26 protein-coding genes are annotated in these 25657 nt (G+C 66.5%); 16 read left to right on the top strand and 10 right to left on the bottom strand.

Annotated elements, in window-relative coordinates:
• Nucleotides 1-26: 26 nt before the first annotated feature.
• The 6 genes from P9849_RS11705 (at nt 27) to P9849_RS11680 (ending at nt 6497) form a co-directional block, all read left to right on the top strand.
• Nucleotides 27-242, top strand: a complete 216-nt coding sequence (locus P9849_RS11705; protein WP_278266954.1) for a hypothetical protein — start codon at nt 27-29, stop codon at nt 240-242.
• Nucleotides 239-784: an MOSC domain-containing protein gene (locus P9849_RS11700; protein WP_278266953.1), complete on the top strand. Its 546-nt coding sequence runs from the start codon at nt 239-241 to the stop codon at nt 782-784. The genes P9849_RS11705 and P9849_RS11700 overlap by 4 nt, the downstream gene beginning before the upstream one ends.
• 294 nt (nt 785-1078) lie before the next feature.
• The gene (locus tag P9849_RS11695) at nt 1079-2719 is read left to right on the top strand and encodes an ABC transporter substrate-binding protein (protein WP_278266952.1); all 1641 of its coding nucleotides are present in this window, start codon (nt 1079-1081) and stop codon (nt 2717-2719) included.
• Between the two features lie 145 nt (nt 2720-2864).
• Nucleotides 2865-3794, top strand: a complete 930-nt coding sequence (locus P9849_RS11690) for an ABC transporter permease (protein WP_278266951.1) — start codon at nt 2865-2867, stop codon at nt 3792-3794.
• Nucleotides 3784-4773: an ABC transporter permease gene (locus P9849_RS11685; protein ID WP_278266950.1), complete on the top strand. Its 990-nt coding sequence runs from the start codon at nt 3784-3786 to the stop codon at nt 4771-4773. Before P9849_RS11690 ends, P9849_RS11685 begins: the two co-directional genes overlap by 11 nt.
• An 11-nt stretch (nt 4774-4784) precedes the next feature.
• Nucleotides 4785-6497, top strand: coding sequence for an ABC transporter ATP-binding protein (locus P9849_RS11680; protein WP_278266949.1), 1713 nt, complete (start codon nt 4785-4787; stop codon nt 6495-6497).
• 171 nt (nt 6498-6668) lie between these two features.
• Here P9849_RS11680 and P9849_RS11675 read toward each other — a convergent pair whose 3' ends face one another.
• On the bottom strand, nt 6669-7439 hold the full coding sequence (locus P9849_RS11675) for an SGNH/GDSL hydrolase family protein (protein WP_278266948.1): 771 nt from the start codon (nt 7437-7439) through the stop codon (nt 6669-6671).
• Nucleotides 7440-7787: 348 nt separating this feature from the next.
• On the opposite strand from P9849_RS11675, the gene typA reads away from it, so the two are divergent.
• From typA to P9849_RS11660, 3 genes are all read left to right on the top strand, one after another.
• Nucleotides 7788-9695 carry a translational GTPase TypA gene (typA, locus tag P9849_RS11670; RefSeq protein ID WP_144627705.1) on the top strand — a complete coding sequence of 636 codons (1908 nt, stop codon included), beginning with the start codon at nt 7788-7790 and terminating at the stop codon, nt 9693-9695.
• A gap of 131 nt (nt 9696-9826) precedes the next feature.
• Entirely contained in the window at nt 9827-11371 is a 1545-nt protein-coding gene (locus tag P9849_RS11665; protein WP_278266947.1) for a WXG100 family type VII secretion target, read from the top strand.
• Nucleotides 11372-11423: 52 nt separating this feature from the next.
• The gene (locus P9849_RS11660; protein WP_278266946.1) at nt 11424-11885 is read left to right on the top strand and encodes a hypothetical protein; all 462 of its coding nucleotides are present in this window, start codon (nt 11424-11426) and stop codon (nt 11883-11885) included.
• Between the two features lie 16 nt (nt 11886-11901).
• Here P9849_RS11660 and P9849_RS11655 read toward each other — a convergent pair whose 3' ends face one another.
• Nucleotides 11902-12387, bottom strand: a complete 486-nt coding sequence (locus tag P9849_RS11655; RefSeq protein WP_278266945.1) for a hypothetical protein — start codon at nt 12385-12387, stop codon at nt 11902-11904.
• A gap of 162 nt (nt 12388-12549) precedes the next feature.
• On the opposite strand from P9849_RS11655, the gene P9849_RS11650 reads away from it, so the two are divergent.
• Nucleotides 12550-12984 carry a DUF3592 domain-containing protein gene (locus P9849_RS11650; RefSeq protein WP_278266944.1) on the top strand — a complete coding sequence of 145 codons (435 nt, stop codon included), beginning with the start codon at nt 12550-12552 and terminating at the stop codon, nt 12982-12984.
• 41 nt (nt 12985-13025) lie between these two features.
• On the opposite strand, the gene P9849_RS11645 is transcribed toward P9849_RS11650, so the two are convergent.
• Nucleotides 13026-13283 (bottom strand): hypothetical protein, encoded by a 258-nt coding sequence (locus P9849_RS11645; RefSeq protein ID WP_278266943.1) that lies wholly within the window; start codon nt 13281-13283, stop codon nt 13026-13028.
• 120 nt (nt 13284-13403) lie between these two features.
• Here P9849_RS11645 and fdxA point away from each other — a divergent pair, with 120 nt between their 5' ends.
• The 3 genes from fdxA (at nt 13404) to P9849_RS11630 (ending at nt 16390) form a co-directional block, all read left to right on the top strand.
• A complete protein-coding gene (gene fdxA / locus P9849_RS11640; RefSeq protein ID WP_066211251.1) occupies nt 13404-13727 on the top strand; it encodes a ferredoxin in 324 nt (107 codons plus the stop codon).
• A gap of 11 nt (nt 13728-13738) precedes the next feature.
• Entirely contained in the window at nt 13739-14881 is a 1143-nt protein-coding gene (dapC, locus tag P9849_RS11635; RefSeq protein ID WP_278266942.1) for a succinyldiaminopimelate transaminase, read from the top strand.
• 225 nt (nt 14882-15106) lie between these two features.
• A complete protein-coding gene (locus tag P9849_RS11630) occupies nt 15107-16390 on the top strand; it encodes a citrate synthase (protein WP_208186409.1) in 1284 nt (427 codons plus the stop codon).
• Nucleotides 16391-16472: 82 nt separating this feature from the next.
• Here the strand turns inward: P9849_RS11630 and galE are convergent, their stop codons facing one another.
• Nucleotides 16473-17486 carry a UDP-glucose 4-epimerase GalE gene (gene galE, locus P9849_RS11625; protein WP_278266941.1) on the bottom strand — a complete coding sequence of 338 codons (1014 nt, stop codon included), beginning with the start codon at nt 17484-17486 and terminating at the stop codon, nt 16473-16475.
• A 66-nt stretch (nt 17487-17552) separates the two neighbouring features.
• Between galE and P9849_RS11620 the strand changes: the two genes are divergently transcribed.
• Complete coding sequence (locus P9849_RS11620) at nt 17553-18161, top strand: TetR family transcriptional regulator C-terminal domain-containing protein (protein ID WP_278266940.1); 609 nt, start codon at nt 17553-17555, stop codon at nt 18159-18161.
• A gap of 89 nt (nt 18162-18250) precedes the next feature.
• A complete protein-coding gene (locus P9849_RS11615) occupies nt 18251-18892 on the top strand; it encodes a hypothetical protein (protein ID WP_278266939.1) in 642 nt (213 codons plus the stop codon).
• A 65-nt stretch (nt 18893-18957) separates the two neighbouring features.
• Here the strand turns inward: P9849_RS11615 and P9849_RS11610 are convergent, their stop codons facing one another.
• Together P9849_RS11610 and dapD are read right to left on the bottom strand one after the other, a co-directional pair.
• Nucleotides 18958-19812 (bottom strand): hypothetical protein, encoded by an 855-nt coding sequence (locus P9849_RS11610; protein ID WP_278266938.1) that lies wholly within the window; start codon nt 19810-19812, stop codon nt 18958-18960.
• 77 nt (nt 19813-19889) lie between these two features.
• Nucleotides 19890-20900, bottom strand: coding sequence for a 2,3,4,5-tetrahydropyridine-2,6-dicarboxylate N-succinyltransferase (dapD, locus tag P9849_RS11605; RefSeq protein ID WP_278266937.1), 1011 nt, complete (start codon nt 20898-20900; stop codon nt 19890-19892).
• Nucleotides 20901-20968: 68 nt separating this feature from the next.
• On the opposite strand from dapD, the gene dapE reads away from it, so the two are divergent.
• Complete coding sequence (gene dapE, locus P9849_RS11600; RefSeq protein WP_278266936.1) at nt 20969-22072, top strand: succinyl-diaminopimelate desuccinylase; 1104 nt, start codon at nt 20969-20971, stop codon at nt 22070-22072.
• A gap of 94 nt (nt 22073-22166) precedes the next feature.
• Here the strand turns inward: dapE and P9849_RS11595 are convergent, their stop codons facing one another.
• The 4 genes from P9849_RS11595 to P9849_RS11580 form a co-directional block, all read right to left on the bottom strand.
• Nucleotides 22167-23042 carry an amino acid ABC transporter permease gene (locus P9849_RS11595; RefSeq protein ID WP_278266935.1) on the bottom strand — a complete coding sequence of 292 codons (876 nt, stop codon included), beginning with the start codon at nt 23040-23042 and terminating at the stop codon, nt 22167-22169.
• A complete protein-coding gene (locus tag P9849_RS11590; RefSeq protein ID WP_278266934.1) occupies nt 23039-23686 on the bottom strand; it encodes an amino acid ABC transporter permease in 648 nt (215 codons plus the stop codon). The genes P9849_RS11595 and P9849_RS11590 overlap by 4 nt, the downstream gene beginning before the upstream one ends.
• A 69-nt stretch (nt 23687-23755) precedes the next feature.
• A complete protein-coding gene (locus P9849_RS11585) occupies nt 23756-24670 on the bottom strand; it encodes a glutamate ABC transporter substrate-binding protein (RefSeq protein ID WP_278266933.1) in 915 nt (304 codons plus the stop codon).
• A gap of 138 nt (nt 24671-24808) precedes the next feature.
• The gene (locus P9849_RS11580) at nt 24809-25564 is read right to left on the bottom strand and encodes an amino acid ABC transporter ATP-binding protein (RefSeq protein ID WP_208186400.1); all 756 of its coding nucleotides are present in this window, start codon (nt 25562-25564) and stop codon (nt 24809-24811) included.
• Between the last annotated feature and the right edge of the window lie 93 nt (nt 25565-25657).

Below are 25657 nucleotides of genomic sequence, written 5' to 3'. Positions count from 1 at the left end.
AACCCGCCGCACCCTAGGCTGGTCCCGTGAGCCTCCTCGATGACCCCTTCGACTACAGCGAGACCAAGGACAGGAAGATCCTGATCCGTCGCGGTGGTCGGCTGGTCGTGACCGTCGCCGGAGGCCGGGCGCAGGATCTGGCGGCCCGTCTGGCACGCTCGGATGAGGACGCCCGGCAACAGCTCCTGGCCCGGGTCACCGGCAATTACCGCCGCGGCAACGAGAAGGGCGGGCGGGGATGAGCGTGGCAGGCCACGTCGTGGCTCTGCATCGGAGTCCTGTGCACGGCTTCTCCAAGGAGACGGTCGACTCGCTCCGTCTCCTGGAGGGTCAGGGCGTCGAAGGGGACGCCCACTGTGGGGTGACCGTTCAGCACCGCTCGCGGGTGGCGGCGGATCCGTCCCAGCCCAACCTCCGTCAGGTGCACTTAATCCAGGCCGAGCTCTTCGAGGACCTGCGGGTGGCCGGCTTCGCGGTGAAGCCGGGAGATCTGGGGGAGAACCTGACCACGAAGGGAGTGGATCTGCTGTCCCTTCCGGTGGGGACCCGGCTGCTCATGGGTGAGACCGTCATCACGGTGACGGGCCTGAGGAACCCCTGTCAGCAGATCAACGGCTTCCAAAAGGGGCTGCTGAAGCAGGTTCTGAAAGTTGATCGGGACGGCCGTCCGATCCGGCTGGCGGGCGTGATGGGCATCGTCTCGCGCGGGGGAGAACTGTCCACCGGCGACCGCATCGAGGTGGTGCTTCCCGCCGGAGAACACTTCCCTTTGACAAGGGTCTGAACCGGCTCGGGCTGCTGAACTGCGCCTTCGACAAGGGCGCGGAGAAGTGGTGGAGAAATGGCGAGCGCCGGACGCATTGCGTCATGGGAGGTGACAATCAAGTCAACTCCCCGCAGCGGCGTAACAAAGGGCCGGTTTGAGGATCACGGTTTGGCAACGGATGCCCACTGGGTGGACAAAATCAAGCTAAGCTTTCACGTTATGTAGGCCAAGTCACACCTGTGTGTCCTGGACCTCGTTCATGGGAATCCGCGAGATTCCCCATCTCTACTCAGGAACTCCAAAGGAGGCGGAATGCGTTTCTCGCGCACTTCCAAAGCACTGGGCCTGGCGGCCATCGCTGCACTGGCCCTCACGGCCTGTGGTGGCGGCGGCACCACCGCTGGCGGCTCCAACGGTGGCGGCGACACCACCAAGGTGATCACGGTGGACGGATCCGAGCCCCAGAACCCGTTGATGCCTGCCGGCACCAACGAGGTCGGCGGCGGCAAGATCATCGACCTCATCTTCGCGGGTCTGGTCAGCTACGATCCCACCGGCAAGCCGGTCAATGAGCTCGCAGAGTCCATTGAGACCAAGGACGCCCAGCACTACACGATCAAGCTCCGTGCGGGCAAGAAGTTCACGAACGGCGAGGCCATCACCTCCAAGAGCTTCGTGGACGCCTGGAACTTCGGTGCTGCTGCGAAGAACGCCCAGCTGAGCTCCTACTTCTTCGAGAGCATCAAGGGCTTCGACGAGGTGAACAAGGAAGGTTCCACCCTGGACAAGATGTCCGGTCTGAAGGTCGTGGATGACACCACCTTCACGGTCGAGCTGGCTCAGCCGGAGTCTGACTGGCCGCTGCGTCTCGGCTACTCCGCCTTCATGCCGCTGCCCTCGGGCGCCATCAAGGACCCGAAGGGCTTCGGCGAGAAGCCGGTCGGTGACGGCCCGTACAAGCTGGACGATTCCGGCTGGCAGCACAACGTCCAGATCAAGCTCGTTCCGAACCCGGATTACGACGGCCCGCGCAAGCCGAAGAACGGCGGCGTGGTCTTCAAGATCTACCAGAACGACGAGGCGGCCTACCAGGACCTCGTCGCGGACAACCTGGACGTACTCCAGACCATCCCGACCAGCGCGATCGCGAACTTCAAGACCGATCTGCCGGACCGGAACATCGAGAAGCCCTACGCGGGCAACCAGACCATCGCCATCCCGTACTACCTCAAGGGCTGGTCCGGTGAAGCAGGCAAGCTGCGTCGCCAGGCGATCTCCATGGCCATCAACCGGCCCGAGATCACCAAGGTCATCTTCCACGACGGCCGCCAGCCGGCCAAGGACTTCACCGCACCGGTGCTGTCCGGCTACTCCGACTCCCTGCCGGGTTCTGAGAACCTGAAGTTCGACGCCGCCAAGGCCAAGGAACTGTGGACGAAGGCCGACGGCATCGAGAAGTGGGATCCGAACCAGACCTTCACCATCGCGTACAACGCGGACAAGGGCGGTCACAAGGCGTGGGTCGAGGCTGTCACCAACCAGCTGAAGAACAACCTCGGCATCAAGGCGGAGGGCAAGCCCTACGCCACCTTCAAGGAAGCCCGTAACGACGCAACGAAGGGCACCCTGACCGGCGGCATCCGCGCCGGCTGGCAGGCCGACTACCCGTCGCTCTACAACTTCCTCGGCCCGATCTACGCCAAGGGCGCCGGATCGAACGACGCCCGGTATGACAACCCGGCGTTCGACAAGCTGCTGAAGGAGGGTCTGGGCGCCACCTCGGTCGAGGAGGGCAACAAGACCATGAACAAAGCTCAGGAGATGCTGCTGCAGGATCTCCCGGCGATCCCGCTCTGGTACCAGGTCGCCCAGGGCGGCTGGAGCACCAAGGTGACCAACGTGGACTACGGCTGGGACGGCGTTCCGCTGTACTACAACATCACCGCCAAGTAACACCTGAAGACGACGACGGCGGAGCCCGCCAGCCGCTGGACGGCACGGCTCCGCCGTCGTTCTCATGTTTCGAAATAAGGTTCCTTGATGAACACATCCATCTCCCGCACAGCGGAGCACAACTCCGGAGAGGTGGGTTGACCCCGTGGTTAGCTACATCCTCAAACGCTTCCTGCAGCTCATTCCCGTCTTCCTGGGCGCCACCTTCCTGGTGTACTACCTGGTCTTCAGCCTTCCCGGTGACCCGATCGCCGCGCTGTTCGGCGACAAGCCAGTCAACCCGGCCGTCGCGGCTCAGCTCCGTGCCCAATACCACCTGGACCAGCCCTTCATCGTCCAGTACCTGCTCTACCTCAAGAGCATCTTCACCTTCGATCTCGGGCTCGATTTCTCCGGGCGCCCGATCGCCGCGGTGCTCGGCGAGATCTTCCCGGTCACGGCGAGGCTCGCCATCATGGCGCTCGTCTTCGAGGCCGTCTTCGGCGTCCTGTTCGGCCTGTTCGCCGGCCTGCGCAAGGGCAAGTTCTTCGACGGCACCGTCCTGGTGGCCTCCCTCATCGTGATCGGCATCCCGATCTTCGTTCTCGGCTTCCTGATGCAGTTCTTCATCGGTGTCCAGCTCAAATGGGCCAAGCCGACCGTCGGCGCCGGCGCCCCTTTCGAGGACCTCATTCTCCCGGCGCTCGTCCTGGGCCTGGTGTCCTTCGCCTACGTGCTCCGCCTGACGCGCACGAGCGTCATCGAGAACATGAACGCCGACTACGTCCGCACCGCCACGGCCAAGGGCCTGTCGCGGTCCCGCGTCGTCACCGTCCACATCCTCCGGAACTCGCTGATCCCGGTCGTGACCTTCCTGGGCGCCGACCTCGGCTCGCTCATGGGCGGCGCGATCGTGACGGAAGGCATCTTCAATGTGCCCGGTGTGGGCAACCGGCTCTACCGTGCGGTCCTCACTGGTGAAGGACCGACCGTGGTGTCCATCGTCACGCTGCTGGTGCTGGTGTACTGCATCTCCAACCTCGTCGTGGATCTGCTCTATGCCTGGCTCGACCCGAGGATCCGTTATGACTCCTGAGAACGATATTCCGAACATGAACGAGACCCCGCGTCCGCAGACCATCCCGCACTTCGTCGCACCGCTGGACGAGACTCCGCTTCAGGCCACGGACAAGGTGGACGAGGGCGCCGCTCCGTCCAGCCTGTGGAAGGAAGCCTGGCGGAATCTGCGCCGTCAGCCGCTCTTCATCCTGTCGGCCTTCCTCATCATCGTGGTGGTCCTGGTGGCGCTGTTCCCGGGACTCTTCTCGCCGCTGAACCCGGCGGATGACAAGTGCCTCCTGGAGAACTCGAACGGGCCGGCATCCGCCGGGCATCCGCTCGGCTTCACCCAGCAGGGCTGCGATGTCTACGCCCGCGTGATCTTCGGCACGCAGAACTCGGTGACGGTGGGTGTCTTCACGACCCTCGCCGTGGTCCTCTTCGGCGGTGCCATCGGCGCCCTGGCCGGCTACTACGGTGGCTGGGTCGACGCGGTCCTGGCCCGTATCAGCGACATCTTCTTCGCACTGCCCATGATCCTGGGCGCGATCGTCGTGATGCAGCTCCCCATGTTCCGTTCCTCCCGTACGGCATGGACCCTGGTGGTCATCCTGGCCCTGTTCGGCTGGCCTCAGGTCGCCCGCATCACCCGTGGTGCGGTGATCGAGGTCAGGAACGCCGACTTCATCACCTCGGCGCGGTCGCTGGGTGTCTCGCGATTCCGGGCGCTCCTGCGCCACGTGATCCCCAACGCCATGGCACCGGTGATCGTGGTCGCGACCATTTCGCTCGGTACGTTCATCGCGGCGGAATCCACCCTGTCCTTCCTCGGCATCGGTCTGCCCCCGAGCGCGATGAGCTGGGGCAACGACATCCAGAGTGCTCAGGCGTCGTTGCGCTCGAACCCCTGGCCGTTGCTGTGGCCCTCGTTCGCCCTGATTCTCACCGTGCTGAGTTTCATGATGCTGGGTGACGCCCTGCGCGATGCGCTTGATCCCAAAGCACGGAAGCGGTGACAGGAGCTCCCATGACTCAGAACATTCAGATCCGAGAAAGCGGTGCGGACGCACAGCGTCCGCTCCTGGAGATCAAAGACCTCGCCATCACCTTCCGCACGAGCCACGGAGAGGTCGACGCGGTCCGGAACGCCAACTTCACGGTCATGCCCGGCGAGACCGTCGCGATCGTCGGCGAGTCCGGCTCGGGCAAGTCGACGTCGGCCCTGGCCGCCATCGGTCTGCTCGCCGGCAACGGGCGGGTGTCCGCCGGTCAGATCATCTTCGACGGCGAGGACATCACTCATGTGAGTGAGAAGCGCATGATCGAACTGCGCGGCAACTCCATCGGCATGGTGCCTCAGGACCCCATGTCCAACCTCAACCCGGTGTGGAAGATCGGCTTCCAGGTCAAGGAGACGCTCAAGGCCAATGGTCTTCCGAGCGGCCCCAAGGACGTCGCGAAGGTGCTCGCCGAGGCAGGACTGCCGGACGCCGAACGGCGTGCCAAGCAGTTCCCGCACGAGTTCTCGGGCGGCATGCGCCAGCGTGCGCTGATCGCCATCGGCCTCTCGTGCCAGCCGCGCCTGCTGATCGCGGACGAGCCCACCTCGGCGCTCGACGTGACCGTCCAGCGCCAGATCCTGGACCACCTCGACCGCATGACGACGGAACTCGGCACTGCCGTGCTGCTCATCACGCACGACCTCGGTCTCGCGGCCGAGCGGGCGCAGAAGGTCGTCGTCATGTACAAGGGCCAGGTGGTCGAGTCCGGGCCGTCGCTCGAGCTCCTCCGCAACCCGCAGCACCCGTACACCAAGCGCCTCGTGTCCGCGGCTCCGTCGCTGTCCTCGCGGCGCATCCAGGTGGCCAAGGAGGAAGGCGTCGAAGCCGTCGACCTGCTTGCTCCCACCGAAGTGGTGCATGAGAAGGGCAAGCCGGACGAGGTCCTGAAGATCGAGAACCTCAAGAAGGTCTTCAAGCTGCGCTCGGGCTTCGGACGCAGCACGGACTTCACCGCGGTGGACGATGTCAGCTTCACCGTCAAGCGCGGCACCACCACCGCGATCGTCGGTGAGTCCGGCTCCGGCAAGTCGACCGTCGCCCAGATGGTTCTGAACCTGCTGAAGCCCACCAGCGGCAAGATCATCTTCGACGGCGTGGACACCTCGACTCTGAACGCGGCGGAGCTGTTCAAGTTCCGTCGGCGTGTGCAGCCGATCTTCCAGGACCCGTACGGTTCGCTGGACCCGATGTACAACATCTACCGGACCATCGAAGAGCCGCTGCGCACCCACAAGGTCGGCGACAAGGCCAGCCGTGAGAAGAAGGTCCGTCAGCTGCTGGACCAGGTCTCGCTGCCGCAGTCGGCGATGACCCGGTACCCGAATGAGCTCTCCGGCGGTCAGCGTCAGCGTGTGGCGATCGCCCGCGCTCTCGCGCTCGATCCCGAAGTGATCATCTGTGATGAGGCGGTGTCCGCTCTCGACGTGCTCGTTCAGGATCAGGTGCTCAACCTGCTCGCGAACCTGCAGTCCGATCTGGGTCTGACCTACCTCTTCATCACACACGACCTCGCGGTGGTCCGTCAGATCGCCGACGAAGTCTGCGTCATGGAGCGCGGCAAGCTCGTGGAGACCGGCACGACGGACGACGTGTTCGAGAATCCGCAGCAGGACTACACCCGGCGGCTGCTCGACGCCATCCCGGGCGCCACTCTGCTGCTGCCTCCCGAGGTCGCCTGAGATCCGGAGACCTGCAGAGGCCGGAGCCACACCGCATGCGGTGGGGCTCCGGCCTTCGGTGTTAAAGGGGCCCGGTGTTAAAGGGGTCCGCTGCCAGAGGCATCCCGCCCTGTTCCGCCACGGGTCGCTGTCGAGGACCAGTGTTCCGGGACGTTCAGCAGCCTGGGGTGTTCAACGGCCTTCCAGTGCCCGGGCCAGGTGCTCCGCGAACACGGGCGTCAGGCGCTGATGGCCGCTCGCCTTCAGGTGCACTCCGTCCGCCATGTCGTTCTGGAGTCCGTACGTGGACACCCAGCCGCCGGGATCCACGAATGGGGCCCGCAGCTCTTCGGCGACCCCCGCCAGCATCGAGTCGACCACCAGCCGCCGCCCGCCGCCGTCGTTCGCCGAACGGGAGAGCACGCCCACCATCACGAGCCGGGAACCGGGATAGCGGCGGTGCATCAGGTACGCCAGCTGGCGGGCGTTCTGCGAGACTTCGGAGAGCTGCTTGCCCTGGCCGGCGTCGTTGCCGCCGCCCTGGAACACGATCAGCTCCGGCGCGAACGGCGGGAGCTTCCAGGCGCCGTGCCGGTACGACTGAAGGTAGTTCCCGGACCGAGGCCTGGTCGCGGCGTACCCGGTGCCGCCTGCCCCGACCCACGTGACCGAGTAGCCGAGCGAGGCGAGGCCGCGCCGCGGCCAGGTGTCCTCGCCGGGGACCCCGGCGGCCCCGGCCGACTGGGAGTCTCCCACGAGGAGCGCGGTGCCTTTCCGCACACCGTCCGGCCCGGTCACGGCGACGACGGCGGTCCCGCGCCCTGCGCCGACTCCGCCCGCGGCCATCTGGCCGGGGGAGCTGTGGGCGGGGGAGAGGGGGGCCTTCTCGCTGACGACGACGGAGCCCGCGACGAGGGCGAGCACGGCCGCGGAGAGTGCGACGCGACGGAAGGCGATGTTCACAGGGTTCCTTAGACGAGGGGCTCTGCACTCAGTGTGGGGCCCGTGGAAGGGGTTTGACCAGTCGGTGGGCGTATCGAAATGATCACGACCTGCAACCCTGCCCGGAAGGGCATGGCGCCTCTGACATCGGAGGACTCGCCGGTGCCGGGCCGAAGCGCGGAACGAGGTGGCCCGAGGTCTGTCCTGGCCCGGGATTCCCGGCTGGTCCCAGGGCCCTTGCTCAACCCGGTAGAATTGTCGTGGAAGGGCTGTGGTGTCCTCCCCCTGCTTTGTGCCCCGTCGCTGGACAAGTGATCCGCGGGCACGGAATTCACTGTCTTGTCGTCGTTGAAACGAGTCGAAAACCGCATGTCCGAAAACACTGCCTCGCGTTCTGATCTGCGCAATGTCGCAATCGTCGCCCACGTTGACCATGGCAAGACCACGCTCGTGGACGCCATGCTCCGTCAGACGAACTCCTTCGCCTCCCACGGCGAGGTCGAGGACCGCGTCATGGACTCTGGTGACCTTGAACGTGAAAAGGGCATCACCATCCTGGCCAAGAACACCACGGTGGCCTACAACGGTCCCGCCTCCAACGGCGAGACCATCACCATCAACGTGATCGACACCCCCGGCCACGCCGACTTCGGTGGCGAGGTGGAGCGCGGTCTGTCCATGGTCGACGGCGTCGTGCTGCTCGTGGACGCGTCCGAGGGCCCGCTGCCCCAGACCCGCTTCGTGCTCCGCAAGGCGCTGGCCGCGCACAAGCCGGTCATCCTCCTGGTCAACAAGACCGACCGTCCCGACGCCCGCATCGAAGAGGTCGTGCACGAGTCCATGGACCTCCTGCTGGGCCTGGCCTCCGACCTGGCCGACGAGGTTCCGGACCTGGACCTGGACAAGGTCCTCGAGGTCCCCGTTGTCTACGCCGCCGCCAAGGTGGGGCGCGCCTCCACCGAGCAGCCGGCCGACGGCACCGCTCCGGAGAACGAGGACCTGGAGCCGCTCTTCAAGACGATCATCGATCACATCCCGGCGCCGACCTACAACCCGGACGGCGTGCTGCAGGCTCACGTGACCAACCTGGACGCTTCTCCGTTCCTGGGCCGTCTGGCGCTGCTCCGCATCTACAACGGCACCCTCCGCAAGGGCCAGCAGGTCGCCTGGGCCCGTCAGGACGGCACCCTCAAGACCGTCAAGATCACCGAACTCCTGGCCACCAAGGCGCTGGAGCGCGTTCCGGCCGAGTCCGCCGGCCCGGGTGAGATCGTCGCCGTCGCCGGTATCGAGGACATCACCATCGGTGAGACCCTGACCGACCTGGAGAACCCGCAGCCGCTGCCGCTCATCACGGTGGACGACCCCGCGATCTCCATGACCATCGGTATCAACACCTCGCCGCTGGCCGGCAAGGTCAAGGGCGCCAAGGTGACGGCCCGTCAGGTCAAGGACCGCCTGGACAAGGAACTGATCGGCAACGTCTCCCTCCGTGTCCTGCCGACCGAGCGTCCGGACGCCTGGGAGGTCCAGGGCCGTGGCGAGCTCGCCCTGGCCATCCTCGTCGAGCAGATGCGCCGCGAAGGCTTCGAGCTGACCGTGGGCAAGCCGCAGGTGGTCACCAAGACCATCGACGGCAAGGTCCACGAGCCGATGGAGCACATGACCATCGACGTGCCGGAGGAGTTCCTCGGCGCCGTCACGCAGCTCATGGCCGCCCGCAAGGGCCGCATGACCAACATGGCCAACCACGGCACCGGCTGGTGCCGCATGGAGTTCATCGTTCCGGCCCGTGGCCTGATCGGTTTCCGCACCAAGTTCCTCACGGACACCCGTGGCGCCGGCATCGCCTCCTCGATCGCCGAGGGCTACGAGCCGTGGGCCGGCCCCATCGAGTACCGCACCAACGGTTCCATGGTCGCCGACCGCGCCGGTGTGGTGACGCCGTTCGCCATGATCAACCTGCAGGAGCGTGGCTCCTTCTTCGTGAAGCCCACCTCCGAGGTGTACGAGGGCATGATCGTCGGCGAGAACTCCCGCGCTGACGACATGGACGTCAACATCACCAAGGAGAAGAAGCTCACCAACATGCGTGCTGCTTCTTCGGACTCCTTCGAGAACCTCACGCCGCCGCGCGAGCTGACCCTGGAGGAATCCCTCGAATTCGCCCGCGAGGACGAGTGCGTGGAGATCACCCCCGAGGACATCCGCATCCGTAAGGTGATCCTGGACTCCAACGAGCGCCTGAAGGCCGCCAGGGCCCGCGCGCGTTCCTGATTCCCGCCTGACCTGGGCGCCGTGCGCCATGGGGAGTTATCCCCATGGCGCACGGCGCCTTTGTCGTGAAAGGCTGTCGACTGGATCAATACGGTGGCCAGGGGATGCCCGGCGCGGGGAGGAATGGACTGATGGGCCTTTACGGAGCGGATGTCGCCAGACTCCGGGAACTGTCCAGTGCCATGGACAAATCGGCGGAACTGCTGAAATCCCGGACCAGGAATCTTCAGGCCGAGATCATGAACTCGCCCTGGAAAGGCCAGGACGCACGCCGTTTCCTGCAGAGCTGGAGCAGTGAGTACCAGCCGATGCTGGAGAAGGCCATCAACGCCTTGAGCCAGAACGCGAAGACGCTCACCGCCCAGGCGAAGGAGCAGGAGGACGCTTCCAACTCCTCTGGCGCCGGAACCGGTGGCGGCCCGGGCGGAGTTCAGAAGACCTCCCCTGAGGAGCTGACGAAATCCCTGGAGGAGATCTCCCACGCGACGCCGGCGCAGCAGGCGGCCTGGTGGAACGCCCTGTCGGACGAGGACAAGAAGTACCTCCTGAGCAATCCGGCCACCGCAGCGCTCATCATGAAGCTCGACGGCGGCGTGCCCGATTCCGCGCAGGAACAGGCCCGGAAGTTCCTGCAGGACGAGGCCAAGCGCACCATCCCGGTCTACAAGGAATCCCTCAAAGCCGACGCCAATCTCCGGGTGGCCTGGGTGCATGGAGGCGTGGGGGTGAGTGCGGAGGTCGTGCAGAACGCCGATGGTTCCGCCACCCTCAGGGTCTCCGGGAAGCTCGGCATCGGCGCCAACAACCCCACGGGTGAACTGGGCGCCACGCTCAACGGCGAGATGTCCCGCGAGTACAAGTTCGCCTCCCTGGAGGAGGCGATGAAGGCCCGCACCCAGATGGTCACGGATCTGCCGCCGGACAGCTTCGACAAGGCCGTGGACGCCACCACGAACGCCCCGAAGTACGTGCTGGACACGATCGACAACGCCGCCGACAAGAACGGCGCGTCGAGCCATGTGGACCGTCTGAAGGGCTCGCTCTCGCTCGAGGCCGAAGGCAAGGCCGGAAGCGCCTCCGGAAGCGCGAAGCTCGATCTGGCGTACGAGCACAATCTCTCGGACGGCACCTCCAAGGGTTCCGGCGAGTTCTCCGCCAAGGGCAACCTCGATCTGGACGGCCGGCGCTTCGAGGCCGACGGCAAGGGCGGCCTGACGGTCAACTGGGACAAGGACCACAACATCAAGTCGGTCTCCGTGGCCGTCGAGGGCACCGTGGCGCAGGGCGTCAAGGACTCCGTCAAGGGCGTGGACAACGGGCTGTCCGCAAGTTCCACGACCACCACCGGGACCCAGGGGTCGGTCAAGATCGACATCCCCTACACCCAGGAGAACCAGCAGCTGATCCAGCAGTACCTGCAGCATGCGGCGTCGAACGACACCGCGGGTGTGGCAGGGGATCTCTCCAGGCTCTACGACGCGGGCTCCGCCACGGTCCAGGTCAACGAGGTGGTCACGAACAAGAACGAGTTCAAGGTGGACGCCAAGGTGGTGGAAGCCAAGGTCAGCACCGAGGCCAAGGTCACGCAGAACGTGGTCACCTATTACAAGGTGCCCAACGACGGCCGCCTGGATGTGGTGAACGGCAAGGTCCCGCCGGGATCGGGTGGCTGGTGAGCAGCGCCGATAGGCTGTTTCCGAGTAGTCAGTCCTCAAGGAGAATCGCATCATGACCGTGAACATCGACTCCCCGCTCGGCTTCCGGGCCGAGTTCCCCGAGCACACCCTCACGCTGGACGAGTCCACGGGCGGGCCGCTGACCGAGCAGTACGGCCTTCCGGGCAACGTCCTGGTGACCCTGTACCAGGACCGGAACGTCCCCGCCGACGTCGCCGGCGCCAACCTGTGGGCGCACCGTCAAGGTGACTACTACCTCAACGAGATGAATGCCTCGCAGCTCACCGAGGGCGCGTTGAACGGCGATGGGAAGGAAGCCTACGTCGTCATGCTCAAGCTGCCCGCGGGCGACGAGGAGGCACCGAGGATCGTCTCCTGCGTCGGGATGGTGCAGAACGGGTCGTTCCTCGGCCTCGTGACGGTGTGGCCGGTGTTCGACGAGTCGGTGGAGCCGCGCACGGAACTCCTGCGCGAGATCGTCGGCTCCGTGACGGTGCTGCCCCCGGCGTCGTAGCGTTCCGGAGAGCCGGTCAGAGCACCTTCAGGGTGAGCGTGACCCCCTCCGGGCTGCAGAGCCCGGAGGCACGCAGGAAGTGCTGTGACACGAGATCCTTGTCCTGCTTGCTGGGGCCGTCGCCCTCACCGGCGGCCTTGCCCTGGTACGCCAGCACCACGATGCTCATGGACTTGTACAGGCCCTGCAGGTCGTAGGGAACGGCGTCGGAGGCCCGATCGAATTCGTCCCAGAGATCGAGAAGCCCCTTCTTGTCGGTCGGCTGCAGTCCGGCGAGCTTCTCGTCCAGGGAGTTGAACTTCTCGCAGCCTTCCTTGAGGCTCAGGGCGCCGGTGCTCGCGGAGGGGCTGCCGGCGCTGTCGGAAGGCGAGGATCCGTCCACCGGCGTGGTGGCGGACTCGCTCGGCTGGCTGGAGGCCGGAGCGGGGAGCGGAATGGTCGGTGCGCACGCCGCGAGCAGGGGGACGAGTGCCAATGCGGGCCAGAGCGAGGTCTTCTTCATGGTGCCTTTTCTGCCGGTCGTGTTCTGGACGGTGCGTGTACTGTGAGCCACGCTACCGGGACCGCCCGGCCCGTGCATGTCATGTGGATGGGGAGACCTGCCCATCCGGACGGAAAGGGGTCCCGCTGTGAACCAGGGATCCGGTGAAGAGAGGAACCGCCCATGTCCACCGTTCAGACCATCGCCTGGAGCATCTGGGGAGCCTTCGTCGTCCTGATGGTGGTCGTCTCCGTGGTCCAAGTGCTCGCTTTACGACGGCGGGAGCGCGGCATGCGCGAGTGGCCGCGCGTTCAGGCCGTGGTGGTAGGCCACAAACTGGGCCCCGGGGTGGGCGATGGCACGGACGGCACAGCGCGGTATTTCCCGATCTACCAGTACCAGGGTCCCGATGGCCGGGTGCTCCAGGGGCGCGCCCTGCGGGGCGGGCCTAACCCGTATCCGTTGGGCAGCGCCCTCGAAATCTGTGTCAATCCGCAGAAGCCCAGCGAGTCTTATGTGATCGAGAAGACGAGCAAGGTCTTGCTCGGCTGCACCCTGGTGTTCGCGGTGGTCTTCCTGATCGGATCGTTCTTCTTCCTCAGGATCCTGCTGGGCTGACGGGTCGGGCCGGCGCCCCGGGACGCCGGCCGGGAACAGCGTCAGAACCGCGGCGCACGACGCGCGGGCGGCGGCGGGACGGGCTTGGCCAGGGTCACGCGGTCCAGCGGGATGCTGATCTCGCCGGTCCTGCCCGTGATGACGATCCGCGGACTCACGACGGCGGCGTCGTCCCGCGCGGTCAGCTCGCCGAGAGCGTCGCTGAGGGCGCCGTCGTCGAGCCGGAAACGCACGACCACCCGAGTGCCCAAGGGGGCGCTGAGCAGCAGGGGAACGCCGCGAAGAGTGGAGAACGACACGCCTCCATCGTAGAGCGGCGTCATCCTCTTCGGTGAAGTGACCTCCGGGGTAATACAGTGGAGTCCAACGGAGGAACGCCTGCGGGACACGGGCACCGTTATCGGAAGGAATATGGGAACGTGACGTACGTAATCGCGCAGCCTTGCGTGGACGTGAAGGACAAGGCCTGCATTGAGGAATGCCCGGTCGACTGTATCTACGAAGGCGAGCGTTCCCTCTACATCCACCCGGACGAGTGCGTCGACTGCGGCGCCTGCGAGCCGGTCTGCCCCGTCGAGGCCATCTACTACGAGGACGACGTCCCCGACGAGTGGAGCGAGTACTACAAGGCCAATGTCGAGTTCTTCGTCGACCTCGGTTCGCCCGGCGGCGCCGCCAAGGTCGGCAACACGGGAACGGACCACCCGTTCATCTCGGCCCTTCCTCCGCAGAACCAGGACTGAGTTCCGCGACGATGGCGTTTCCCTCCGAGAGCTTCGGTCTGAGTCTTCCCGAGTACCCCTGGGAGGCCCTCGCGCCGTACCGCGCCAAGGCGGCGCAGCACCCGGGTGGTGTGGTGGACCTGTCCATCGGCACCCCGGTGGACCCCACTCCGGCCTTCATCCAGGACGCCCTGGCGGCCGCGGCCGACGCTCACGGGTATCCCACGGTGCACGGCACCCCGGCGCTCCGAGAAGCCGTGGTCGACTGGTTCGAACGACGCCGGAACGTCGCAGGGCTGAACCCCGACGCCGTGCTGCCCACCGTCGGGTCCAAGGAGATGGTCGCCTGGCTGCCGTTCTTCCTGGGCCTGAAGCCCGGCGACGTCGTGGTGCGGCCGAGCGTCGCCTACCCCACGTATGACATCGGCGCCCAGCTGGTGGGCGCCACGCCCATCGCCGCCGACGACCTGGACGAGCTGGACGCCGCCACGCGCGCCAAGGTGCGACTGGTCTGGCTGAACTCCCCGGGCAACCCCACGGGCGAGGTCCGTTCGGCCGAACGCCTCAAGAAGGTGGTGGACCAGGCGCGTGCACAGGGCGCCGTGGTCGCCTCCGACGAGTGCTACGCCGAACTGGGATGGGACGCCTGGGACGCACAGCGAGGCGGCGAGGCCGTCCCCAGCGTGCTGGACGAGAGGGTCAGCGGGGGAGACGTGTCCGGTCTGCTCGCCGTCTACTCCCTGAGCAAGCAGTCCAATCTCGCGGGGTACCGCGCGTCGTTCGCGGCCGGTGACCCCGTCCTGATCGCCAACCAGGTCAACGCCCGCAAGCATGCCGGCATGATCGTTCCGGCGCCGGTGCAGGCCGCGCTGCGGATCGCCCTGGGGGACGATGCCCACGTGCAGGCGCAGAAGGACCTCTACCGCGGCCGCCGCGAGCGTCTCCTGCCCGCCCTCCGCCACTTCGGCCTGGACATCCAGCACTCCGAGGCCGGCCTGTATCTGTGGAGCACCGCGGGCGAGGACACCTGGACCACGGTGGACCGCCTGGCCGACCGCGGCATCGTGTGCGGCCCCGGCGTCTTCTACGGACGGCGCGGCGAAGGCTTCGTCCGCATCGCCCTCACGGCCACGGATGAGCGCGTGGACGCCGCGGTCGAACGCCTGCTCGCCTGAGCCCCGGCGTCGCACTTCTACTCCGCCGCAAGGCGCCGCGCAAGCCTTGCTGGGAAAAAGCTGTCGATTAGGGTAGCGCTTGCCGGTGGTTGTAGTTTGTTACTGGAAACCTGGCGATTCCTCCGGGAAATCCGCCCTGGCTTTGTCGGATACGGCCAACCCGCAGCCGCTGAAGCCACTGGATCACGAGTTCTACCGGGGCGACGCCCCCATGAAGGAGACTCCATGACTGAGCACAAGAGCGCAACGCTCCGCCATGAAAACGGCGAGCTGCAACTTCCCCGTATCGCCGCGGTGGAGGGCAACGACGGGTATGACGTCTCCAAGCTCCTGAAGGCCACGGGCGCCGTCACCTACGACCCCGGGTTCATGAACACGGCGGCCACTTCGTCCGCCATCACCTACATCGACGGCGACGCCGGGATCCTGCGCTACCGCGGGTACCCGATCGAGCAGCTGGCGCAGCACTCCAGCTTCCTCGAGGTCTCCTACCTCCTGATCTACGGCGAACTGCCGACCCCCACCGAGCTCGAAGAGTTCGACCAGAAGATCCGCCGTCACACCCTGCTGCACGAGGATCTCAAGGGCTTCTTCGGAGGTTTCCCCCGTGACGCGCACCCGATGCCGGTGCTCTCCTCCGCCGTTTCCGCGCTGTCCACCTTCTACCAGGATTCCCTGGACCCCTTCAACCAGGAGCAGGTGGAGCTCTCCACCATCCGCCTCCTGGCCAAGGTCCCGGTCATCGCGGCGTACGCCCACAAGAAGTCCATCGGACAGCCGATGCTGTACCCGGACAACTCGATGAACCTGGTGGAGAACTTCCTGCGCCTGTCCTTCGGTCTCCCGGTGGAACAGTACGAGCTGGACCCGACCATCGTGAAGGCCCTGGACCTGCTGCTCATCCTGCACGCGGACCACGAGCAGAACTGCTCCACCTCCACGGTCCGCCTGGTGGGCTCGGCCAACGCCAACCTCTTCGCGTCCGTCTCCGCCGGCATCAACGCCCTCTTCGGTCCCGCCCACGGCGGCGCCAACGAGGCCGTGCTGAAGATGCTGCGCCAGATCCAGGCCGACGGCATCAAGCCGGAGGACTACATGGAGAAGGTGAAGAACAAGGAGGACGGCGTCCGCCTCATGGGCTTCGGTCACCGCGTGTACAAGAACTACGACCCGCGCGCCAAGATCATCAAGGCGACCGCTCATGAGGTCCTCGGCAAGCTCGGCGGCAACGACGAACTGCTGGACATCGCGATGCGCCTGGAGGAGAAGGCCCTGGCGGATGACTACTTCATCCAGCGCAAGCTCTACCCGAACGTGGACTTTTACACCGGCCTGATCTACAAGGCCATGGGCTTCCCCGAGAAGATGTTCACCGTGCTGTTCGCCATCGGCCGTCTGCCGGGCTGGATCGCCCAGTGGCGCGAGATGATCAACGATCCCGCCACCAAGATCGGCCGCCCGCGCCAGCTCTACACGGGCTACCCGGAGCGCAACTACCCGGCGGTCTGATCCCTGCTTCAACGACGACGGCGGCCGCTCACCTTTCCGGTGAGCGGCCGCCGTCGTCGTTCAAGCGCTGGAGGCTCCGCCGTCAGGAGGCGTAGCCGTTCGGGTTGTTCTTCTGCCAGCGCCAGTGGTCCTCGCACATCTCGTCGAGGGACCGAGTGGTGGACCAGCCGAGATCGGCCAGGGCGGAGGAGGGGTCGGCCCAGAAGGCTGGGAGATCGCCCTGACGTCGGCCGGTGATCTCGTAGGGGAGCGGGCGCCCCACGGCCTGCTCGAACGACTTGAGCACTTCCAGGACGCTGGACCCCCGTCCGGAGCCCAGGTTCCAGCGGAAGGCGCCGGTGCGGGAGGCGATGTGGTTCAGCGCGGCGAGGTGGCCCTCGGCGAGGTCCACGACGTGGATGTAGTCCCGCAGGCAGGTCCCGTCCGGAGTGTCATAGTCGCCGCCGAACACCATGAGCTTCTCGCGGCGCCCCACCGCGACCTGGGCGATGTACGGCACCAGGTTGTTGGGGATGCCCTGCGGGTCCTCGCCGATGAGGCCCGAGGGGTGGGCTCCGACCGGGTTGAAGTAGCGCAGGAGTGCCACGGACCAGCGCTCGTCCGCGGCACTGAGGTCACTGAGGATGTCCTCGATCTGCTCCTTGGTGCGGCCGTAGGGGTTGCTCGCGCCGATCTCCATCTTCTCGATGTACGGGATGGGGTTGTGCTCCCCGTACACCGTGGCGGAGGAGCTGAAGACGATGCTGCGCACGTCGTGGGCGTCCATGGCGCGGAGGAGATTGATGGTGCCGGCCACGTTCCGGTAGTAGTACTCGAGCGGGATGCTCGCGGATTCGCCCACGGCCTTCAGGCCCGCGAAGTGGATCACCGCGGTGAAGTCGTAGGCGGAGAACAGCCGGTCCAGGCCTTCCGGGTCGGTGAGGTCCACCTGATGGAAGGGGACCGGCTTGCCGCTGAGCTGCGCCACCCGGCGCAGCGACTCCTCGCTCGAATTGGACAGATTGTCCATCACCACCACGTCATGTCCGGCCTCCTGGAGGGCCAGGACGGTGTGCGAACCGATGTAGCCGGAACCGCCGGTAACCAAAATCGTCATGGCATCACCGTATCGCAGCGCGCAGAAGAAGCGCAGGTGTGCTACAAACTAAGGGTGCCGAAAGTCGTGAATGCAGCAGCCCGAAGAGCCGATGTGGCCGATGCGGTCTTCCGGATCATCGCCACCGATGGCCTGGCCCGCGTGTCACTCCGGGAGGTCGCCGCGGAGGCGTCCCTCGTGGTCGGTTCCGTCCGGCACTACTTCAAGGACAGCGCTGAGCTTCTCGAGCACGCCTTCGCCACGGCCCACGACCGGCTGGAGGAGCGTCTGGCCGCCCGGCTCCCCGCCGTGCACGCGGCCGTCGAAGCCGGGGACCGGGAGGCCCTGACGGAGGCCTCGCTCCTGCTCCTCGCGGAGTTCCTGCCCCTCGACGGGAACAGCGCGGCCGAATGCAGCGCCAGGACGGAGTTCCGCCTGGCCTCTCGGGGGAACGCCGGGCTCCAGGCAGAGGCCGAGCGCGGCTACCGGGCGTCCGCCGCCGTCGTCGGGCAGGTCATCCAGGCCTTCCGGCCGGACGGGAGGCTGGAGGATCTGGTGGTGGAGGCGGAACGCCTCATGTCACTGCTGGACGGGCTCTCCCTCCACGCCCTCGTGCACACGCAGTGGCTGGACGCGTCCATGTGCCGGAGCGTGCTGCTGGCCCATCTGGCGAGCCTGGAGTCTCCCGAGGTTTAAACCCCCAGCCCATTAACACTGCGGGACCGCGGATCTACACTGAGAGCCGGGGCCGTATGCCGTGCTGACGGCAGGGCCAGGAGGTCTGCATGAGCGTCGATGAACCCATCGGCTCCGGAGGGTCCGGGGCGGACGAGCCAGCACCGTGGAACATCACCGTGGGCACCTCATTCCCGTTGCTAGTCGCCCTGTATCTCCGGGACAGCTCGGGGATGCACGACGCCGGGATCCCCACCCTGGCGCCCATCGAACCGCGCGTGCACGGCAGTGAGCACCACCACCTGATCTCGGAGGTGGGCGGCCGTGACGCCCTCCGGATCGAGTGGGAGGCCTGGTGGGAGCATCTTCTCCGGACCCACCACAGCCACACCCAGTCGCCGGCCATCCTGGAGACGGCCCAGTTCGTCGGGTCCCCGGCGCTCCACCGGGTGGCCAGCGCGCACCGCGGCGCGGCGTACAGCTGGGCGGAGGCGAGGGTCCGCGAGCACACCCAGCATGAGGCGCGGCATTCCGGGGTCCTCGAGGCCGAGGTGGAAGCCGTGGTGAAAGCCCGGGAGAAGGCCGTACGACGCCGGGCGCGGACGTTCAGCCTGAACGTCGTGGTGCTGCCGTTCGCCGAGCCGCGCGCCTGGTATTCGGCGCCGGATCTGGTGCTGCTCAGTCACCACCTCACGCGGGACCCGCTGCTGCTGCGCAGCTATCTGGAGCCGATCGTGGAGCTGCTGGTCTGACGACAGCGCTGGTCAGAAGACTGCGCTGGTCTGAGGACTGCGGGGAGCCCGCGCCGGGATGCGGGTCAGGCGCCGGGCCCGGAGGCGAGGGTGATGACCACCTGGTGGCCGAGCGCATGCGTGGACCGCCAGCCGTCGCGGTTCTCCCGCAGCCAGGTCTGCGTGTCGTAGTCCACCCGGTCGATCCCGAACGCCTTGGCATGAGCCACGGCCCAGTGGGCCACCGCCCAGCCCGCCGTCCCGGAGACGTCCACCCGGACCTCGCGGCCGGAGCCGTCGAGCTCGAGGTGCGGGAAGGCCTTCGCCAGTTCCTTCCGCACGGCCTGCGGATCCCCGGCGCCGGGCGCGGGTGCCAGGCTGCAGCTGAAGGACGCAGGGGACTGGCCGGTCAGGGCCGAGGCGAACGCGCGGCCTTCGCTCTCATGATCCGCGTAGGCCTCGGGGAAGGCGGAGCGCTGAACGGTCTGGGCGGCCTCGGTCAACGGGATCGACTGGTAGTTCGGCACCTTCACCAGGGCCTTGTAGAAGGTGGCCGTCGAGTAGTACGGATCCATGATCTGGGCCTCGGTGCCCCAGCCCTGCGAAGGCCGCTGCTGGAAGAGGCCGCGGGAGTCCGGGCCGGCCGCATCGCCGTAGTTCAGGTTCCGGAGGTTCGATTCCTGGATGGCTGTGGCGATCGCGATGGAGGAGGCGCGCGGTGGGAGCTCGCGGCTGACGCCGACCGCGGAGATCAGCGAAGCATAGACAGACTGCTCGGGGGTCAGCTGGAACTTCTGTCCGGACGTCTCGGTGGTGCACAACTCGGGTCCGTCGGCACTGATCGAGTGGGTCAGCTGGACGGCGACCCAGATGCCTCCGGCCACAAGGCTGGCGAGGAGGACGAGCGTGATCCAGAGCCTGAGGTGGCGACGTCGTGACACGAGGAGCTTCCGTTGGGGGACAGGAGAGGGGGCGGAGCCTGCGGCTCCACCCCCTCCATGGTAAATGGCGTTCCTGACTAGTTGGCGTGCAGCGCCTCGTTCAGTTCCACCGTCTGGCCCTTGCGCGGCAGGACCTCGACCTCACCCGTGCTGGAGTTGCGGCGGAAGAGCAGGTTCGGGACACCGGAGAGCTCCACGGCCTTCACGATCTGCTGCTGCTCCTCGCCGTCGGCGTCCTTCGGCCCGTGGACGCGAACCCGGGTTCCGGCCGTGACGTACAGGCCGGCCTCGACCACCGAGTCGTCGCCGATGCTGATGCCCACGCCGGAGTTGGCGCCGAGCAGGACCCGCTCACCCAGGGCGACGCGCTCCTTGCCGCCGCCGGAGAGGGTTCCCATGATGGAGGCGCCGCCGCCGACGTCGGTCCCGTTGCCGGCCACGACGCCGGCCGAGATCCGGCCTTCCACCATGGAGGTGCCGAGGGTGCCGGCGTTGAAGTTCACGAAGCCCTCGTGCATGACCGTGGTGCCGTCGGCGAGGTGCGCGCCCAGGCGGACGCGGTCGGCGTCGGCGATCCGCACGCCGGTGGGGACCACGTAGTCCACCATGCGCGGGAACTTGTCCACGCCGTACACCGTGACGTTGCCGCGCTTGCGCAGCTTGGCGCGCACGCTTTCAAAGCCCTCGGGCAGGGCCGGGCCGAAGTTGGTCCACACGACATTGGCGAGCTTTCCGAAGAGGCCGTCCAGATTGATGGTGTTCGGGGCCACGAGGCGGTGGGAGAGCAGGTGCAGGCGCAGGTAGGCGTCGGCGGTGTCCGCGGGGGCCTCGTCCAGGTCGATCTGCACGAAGACCACCTGCTGCTGGGTGCCGCGGTCGGCGTCGTCCCCGGCGGCGGCCGCCTCGATCAGATCCTGCGGGGCGTTCTCCACGGAGCGCAGGGACTCGGCGGCCTCCCCCAGGGCGGGTGCCGGGAACCAGACGTCCAGGACGGTGGCGTCCTCGCCGCGGACGGCGATGGTGGCGATGCCGAAACCGTGGGCGGTGCGGCTCTGGGCGGAAGCGTTCTCAGGGGCTGCGGAAGTCATGCGAGCAGTTTATCGGCGCGTCGTGCGGCCTCAAAAGCAAGGGCTCCGCGTGACGGTAGAGTGAAAAAATGACCGCTCTGGACCTTCAGCAGGACGTTTCGCTCCTCACCGCCGCACTGATCGACATCAACAGCGTCTCCGATCAGGAGACCGCCATCGCCGACGCGGTGGAGCAGGCCCTGCGGGCCCTGGACTTCTTCGAGGTGACGCGCGACGGCGATTCGATCGTCGCGCGCACGACGGCGGGCCACGCCGAACGGGTCATCCTCGCCGGCCACCTGGACACCGTGCCCCTGCCGGGCACCGAGGGAGCCCGCGGCACGGTGCCCAGCAGCTGGGAAGGCACTCCGGGCGAGGGTGTGCTCCACGGACGCGGCGCCGTCGACATGAAGGGCGGAGTGGCCGTGCAGCTGGCTCTCGCCGCCGCGATCGGTCGAGGCGAGCTGGTCCCGCAGCGCGATGTCACGTTCGTCTTCTACGACCATGAAGAGGTCGAGGCCTCCAAGAGCGGTCTGGGCCGGCTCGTGAAGAACCACCCCGAGCTGCTGACGGGTGACTTCGCGATCCTGCTCGAACCCACCAACGGCGTGGTGGAGGGCGGCTGCAACGGCACGAGCCGCTTCGAGGTGACGACCCGTGGCGTGGCCGCGCACTCGGCCCGTGCGTGGATGGGGGAGAACGCGATCCACGCCGTGGCGCCGGTCCTGACCCGGCTCGCCGCATACCAGCCCCGCACCGTCGCGGTGGACGGGCTGGACTACCGCGAGAGCCTGAACGCGGTGCTCATCCACGGTGGCACCGCCGGGAACGTCATCCCGGACCGCTGCGTGGTGGAGATCAACTACCGCTTCGCCCCGGACAAGACCGCGGACGATGCCGAGCTGCACGTCAAGCAGCTCATGGAGGGCTTCGACGTGGTGCGGACGGACGCCGCGCCGGGCGCCCGGCCCGGCCTCAACCACCCGGCGGCCGCGAGCTTCGTGGCCGCGGTCGGTGGCGAGCCGAAGCCCAAGTATGGCTGGACCGACGTCGCGCGCTTCTCCGAGCTCGGCATCCCCGCCGTGAACTTCGGCCCGGGGGACGCGCTGCTGGCCCACAAGGACGACGAGCGCGTGGATGCTCAGGCCGTGCGGACGTGCCTGGCGGCGCTCACCGCCTGGCTCTCGGACTGAGCCCGGCGCACCAACAGAGTCCTGCGGAACAGCAGAGAGGCCGTGACCCCCAGGGGTCACGGCCTCTCTCGTGCGCGGATTCAGGATGCCGGCGTCAGGCGCCTGCGCTGCCGCCCTCCGCGGCGGAGCCCGGAGCCGGATTGGCGTCCAGCACCTTGCCCTTGCGCCCCTTCCGCAGACGGATCTCCACCAGCTTGGCGATGCCGGACAGGATGAGGCACAGGCCGATGTAGATCACCGCGGCCACCATGGCGGCCGGGATGATCGGCGAGCCGTAGAGCGTCTGCGAGCCGAAGTACTTGGCCTGGAACAGGATCTCGTTGTAGGTCACGATGAAGCCCAGTGCCGTGTCCTTCAGGATCACGACGAGCTGCGCCAGCACGAGAGGAAGCATCGCGCGGAACGCCTGGGGGAAGAGGATCAGGCTCATGACCTGGCCCTTCCGCAGGCCGATCGCCAGGCCGGCCTCCTTCTGGCCCTTCGGCAGCGACTCGATGCCGGCGCGGAAGGCTTCCGCAAGGACCGAGCCGTTGTACAGGGTCAGGCCGCCGACCACTGCGGCGAACGGCGTCACGCCGTGCACGCCGATCGTCGGCAGGCCGTAGTAGATCATCATCATGAGGATCAGCAGCGGGACGGCCCGGAACAGCTCCACGAACCAGAAGCAGGGCACCGAGACCCAGCGGTGGTCCGAGAGCTTGCCGACGGCGAGCAGCATGCCGAGCACGATGCTGAGCACCGCGGCCAGGGCGAAGGCCGAGAGCGTGGCTCCGACGGCCTGGACGATCGTCTGCTGCACCAGGGGGAAGGTGAAGATCTTCCACTTGGCCGCAGTGAACTGGCCGGAGTCGATCAGCCGGATGATGACGAAGGCGAGGATGCCCAGGACCACCAGGAGCGTGACCGCGCCGCCCACCAGATAGCGAGTTCTGGCCTTGGGGCCGGGTGCGTCGAAGAGTACCGAGGTCATCGTGCCACCTTCCACTTCTTCTCAAAGTGCCGCTGGAGCAGGGAGAGCAGAGCGACCAGGATGATGAAGCCCAGGGCCACCCACAGCAGACCGACCATGGCGGGCTCACCGCGTTCGGACAGATTGGCCCGGATGGCGCCGGCCTCCATGACCGAGAAGCCCGCGGCCACCGTGGTGTTCTTCAGCAGGGCGATCAGCACGCTGAACAGCGGCGGGATCACCGCCCGCACGGCCTGGGGCAGGACCACCAGGCTCAGGGTCTGTCCGAAGTCCAGGCCGATGGCACGGGCCGCTTCAGCCTGACCGACCGGCACGGTGTTGATGCCGGACCGGATGGTCTCCGCGATGTAGGTGGCAGTGTAGAGGCTCAGGCCGATGATCGCCGCCACCATGAAGCTGATCTGCGGCAGGCCGAGCTTCGGATATCCGAAAGCGAAGAAGAACAGGATCAGGGTCAGCGGGGTGTTGCGGACCAGGTTGACGTACACCGTGCCGACCGCCCTGGCCGCCGGAACGGGGGAGACGCGCATGGCGCCGACCACGGTGCCGATGATCAGGGAGAAGATGGCCGAGAAGAAGAACAGGATGATGGTGTTCTTGAAACCCTCAGTGAAGAGGTCGAGGTTGTCGAGCAGCGTGTTCACGTCTCAGATCGCTTTCGCTCGCAGGGACAGGGACGGCTCGTGGGGCGGTTTCCCGCCCCACGAGAGATGTCACTTGTAGTCATCCACCGGCGGCTGCTGCACCTTGGTGCCGGTGCTGCCGAGGGTCGAGTCGTAGATCTTCGTCCAGGTGTCCTTGCCGTCCGTGAACAGCTTGTTCACGAAGTGACGCAGCGCGGCGTCGCCCTTGGCCATGCCGACGCCGTACTTTTCGGTCGTGAACGGCTCGCCGACCACCTTGAGCGCCTTGTCAGGATCCTGCGACGCGTAGCCCAGCAGAATGGCCTGGTCGGTGGTGACCGCGTCGACCGTGCCGCTCTTCAGAGCATCGACACACTGCGAGTAGTTCTCGAACTCCTTGGTCTCGGCCTTCGGGAAGTTCTCCTTGATGTTCTGGATCGGGGTGGAACCCGTGGCGGAACAGACCTTCTTGCCGTCCAGGTCCTTCTCGCTCTTGATGCTGGTGTTGTCCGACTTCACCAGCAGACCCTGACCCGTGATGAAGTACGGGCCGGCGAAGTCGATCTGCTTCTTGCGCTTGTCGGTGATGGAGTAGGTGCCGACGTAGTAGTCGATGTCACCGTTCTGGATCGCGGACTCGCGGTTGGCGGAGGGGATCGGCTTGAATTCGATCTTGCTCTTGTCATAGCCGAGCGAGGCGGCGATCCACTTGGCGATCTCCACATCGAAGCCGCTGAACTCGCCCGTGGCTGCATCCTTGAAGCCGAGTCCGGGCTGGTCCTGCTTGACGCCGATGCGGATCTTGTCATTGGACTTGATCTTGTCGAAGGTCGGGCTGCCCGTCAGAGAGACGTCCTTGGCGACGGTGTACGGAGCGTCACCGCCGCCTGCGGCGCCGTCGCTCGGGGAACCGCCGCTCGAGCCGCCACAGGCGGAGAGCGTCAGGGCGAGTGCCGCGGCTGCGGCGCCCAGTGCCGCGGTGCGGCCGGTGAAAAGCTTCCTCATGGTTGTCGTTCCCTTTCCGTGTCCGGTCGGTGGACCGGGGAGATGGAGATGAGCCGGGTGCGTGGCTCGGTACTGAGCAATCGAGTAGAAATCGGTCACTGAGCCATCACATGCCGACAGCCTCAGTGGTGGGTGGGGTCAGTGGGTGAGCAGCTTGGACAGGAAGTCCTTGGCACGGGAGCTCTGAGGATTCGTGAAGAACGCCTCGGGCTCGGAATCCTCCACGATCTGCCCATCGGCCATGAAGACCACCCGGTCCGCGGCCTTGCGGGCGAAGCCCATCTCGTGGGTCACCACGATCATGGTCATCCCCTCCTTGGCCAGCTGGACCATGACGTCCAGGACCTCGTTGATCATCTCGGGGTCCAGGGCGCTGGTGGGTTCGTCGAACAGCATGACCTTGGGCTTCATGGCCAGAGCACGGGCGATCGCCACGCGCTGCTGCTGGCCTCCCGAAAGCTGAGCGGGGAGTTTCGGGGCCTGCTTGCCCACCCCCACCCGTTCCAGAAGTGCGCTCGCATCGCGCTCGGCGGTGGCCTTGTCCTGCTTCTTGACCTTGATGGGGCCCAGCGTCACGTTGTCCAGGATGGACTTGTGCGCGAAGAGGTTGAAGGACTGGAACACCATTCCGACATCAGCGCGCAGATTCGCGAGCTGCTTGCCTTCCGCCGGGAGTTCCTTGCCGTCGATGGTGATGACACCGTCGTCGATGGTCTCCAAGCGGTTGATGGTCCGGCACAGCGTGGATTTCCCGGACCCGGACGGCCCGATGATCACCACCACCTCGCCGCGCTTCACCTGCAGATTGATGTCCTGCAGAACGTGCAATGCGCCGTAGTGCTTGTTAACGCCCTTGAGGGAGACGAGGGCCTCCCCTTCCTCATGTGCGGTCATGCCATGACCTTAGTCACATCTTTTGGGCAATGTGAACTCAAGCACACAATCTCTGCCGGATTGTGATCCACGCTGAGCTGGGCTGATCCCGTT

This window comes from Arthrobacter sp. Y-9 (genome assembly GCF_029690065.1).
Lineage (GTDB): Bacteria > Actinomycetota > Actinomycetes > Actinomycetales > Micrococcaceae > Arthrobacter_E.
Note: the sequence above shows the minus strand (reverse complement) of the source record. Positions and strands in the feature narration are given on the sequence as shown.

What these genes read in the sequence shown, in the direction of transcription:
- typA (WP_144627705.1), top strand. Translation starts at nt 7,788, where the DNA reads ATGTCCGAAAACACTGCCTCGCGTTCTGATCTGCGCAATGTCGCAATC.
- P9849_RS11685 (WP_278266950.1), top strand. Translation starts at nt 3,784, where the DNA reads ATGACTCCTGAGAACGATATTCCGAACATGAACGAGACCCCGCGTCCG.
- P9849_RS11595 (WP_278266935.1), bottom strand. Translation starts at nt 23,042, where the DNA reads ATGACCTCGGTACTCTTCGACGCACCCGGCCCCAAGGCCAGAACTCGC.
- P9849_RS11630 (WP_208186409.1), top strand. Translation starts at nt 15,107, where the DNA reads ATGACTGAGCACAAGAGCGCAACGCTCCGCCATGAAAACGGCGAGCTG.
- dapD (WP_278266937.1), bottom strand. Translation starts at nt 20,900, where the DNA reads ATGACTTCCGCAGCCCCTGAGAACGCTTCCGCCCAGAGCCGCACCGCC.
- P9849_RS11580 (WP_208186400.1), bottom strand. Translation starts at nt 25,564, where the DNA reads ATGACCGCACATGAGGAAGGGGAGGCCCTCGTCTCCCTCAAGGGCGTT.
- dapE (WP_278266936.1), top strand. Translation starts at nt 20,969, where the DNA reads ATGACCGCTCTGGACCTTCAGCAGGACGTTTCGCTCCTCACCGCCGCA.
- P9849_RS11585 (WP_278266933.1), bottom strand. Translation starts at nt 24,670, where the DNA reads ATGAGGAAGCTTTTCACCGGCCGCACCGCGGCACTGGGCGCCGCAGCC.
- P9849_RS11665 (WP_278266947.1), top strand. Translation starts at nt 9,827, where the DNA reads ATGGGCCTTTACGGAGCGGATGTCGCCAGACTCCGGGAACTGTCCAGT.
- P9849_RS11655 (WP_278266945.1), bottom strand. Translation starts at nt 12,387, where the DNA reads ATGAAGAAGACCTCGCTCTGGCCCGCATTGGCACTCGTCCCCCTGCTC.
- P9849_RS11615 (WP_278266939.1), top strand. Translation starts at nt 18,251, where the DNA reads ATGAGCGTCGATGAACCCATCGGCTCCGGAGGGTCCGGGGCGGACGAG.
- P9849_RS11680 (WP_278266949.1), top strand. Translation starts at nt 4,785, where the DNA reads ATGACTCAGAACATTCAGATCCGAGAAAGCGGTGCGGACGCACAGCGT.
- dapC (WP_278266942.1), top strand. Translation starts at nt 13,739, where the DNA reads ATGGCGTTTCCCTCCGAGAGCTTCGGTCTGAGTCTTCCCGAGTACCCC.
- galE (WP_278266941.1), bottom strand. Translation starts at nt 17,486, where the DNA reads ATGACGATTTTGGTTACCGGCGGTTCCGGCTACATCGGTTCGCACACC.
- P9849_RS11650 (WP_278266944.1), top strand. Translation starts at nt 12,550, where the DNA reads ATGTCCACCGTTCAGACCATCGCCTGGAGCATCTGGGGAGCCTTCGTC.
- P9849_RS11660 (WP_278266946.1), top strand. Translation starts at nt 11,424, where the DNA reads ATGACCGTGAACATCGACTCCCCGCTCGGCTTCCGGGCCGAGTTCCCC.
- P9849_RS11700 (WP_278266953.1), top strand. Translation starts at nt 239, where the DNA reads ATGAGCGTGGCAGGCCACGTCGTGGCTCTGCATCGGAGTCCTGTGCAC.
- P9849_RS11695 (WP_278266952.1), top strand. Translation starts at nt 1,079, where the DNA reads ATGCGTTTCTCGCGCACTTCCAAAGCACTGGGCCTGGCGGCCATCGCT.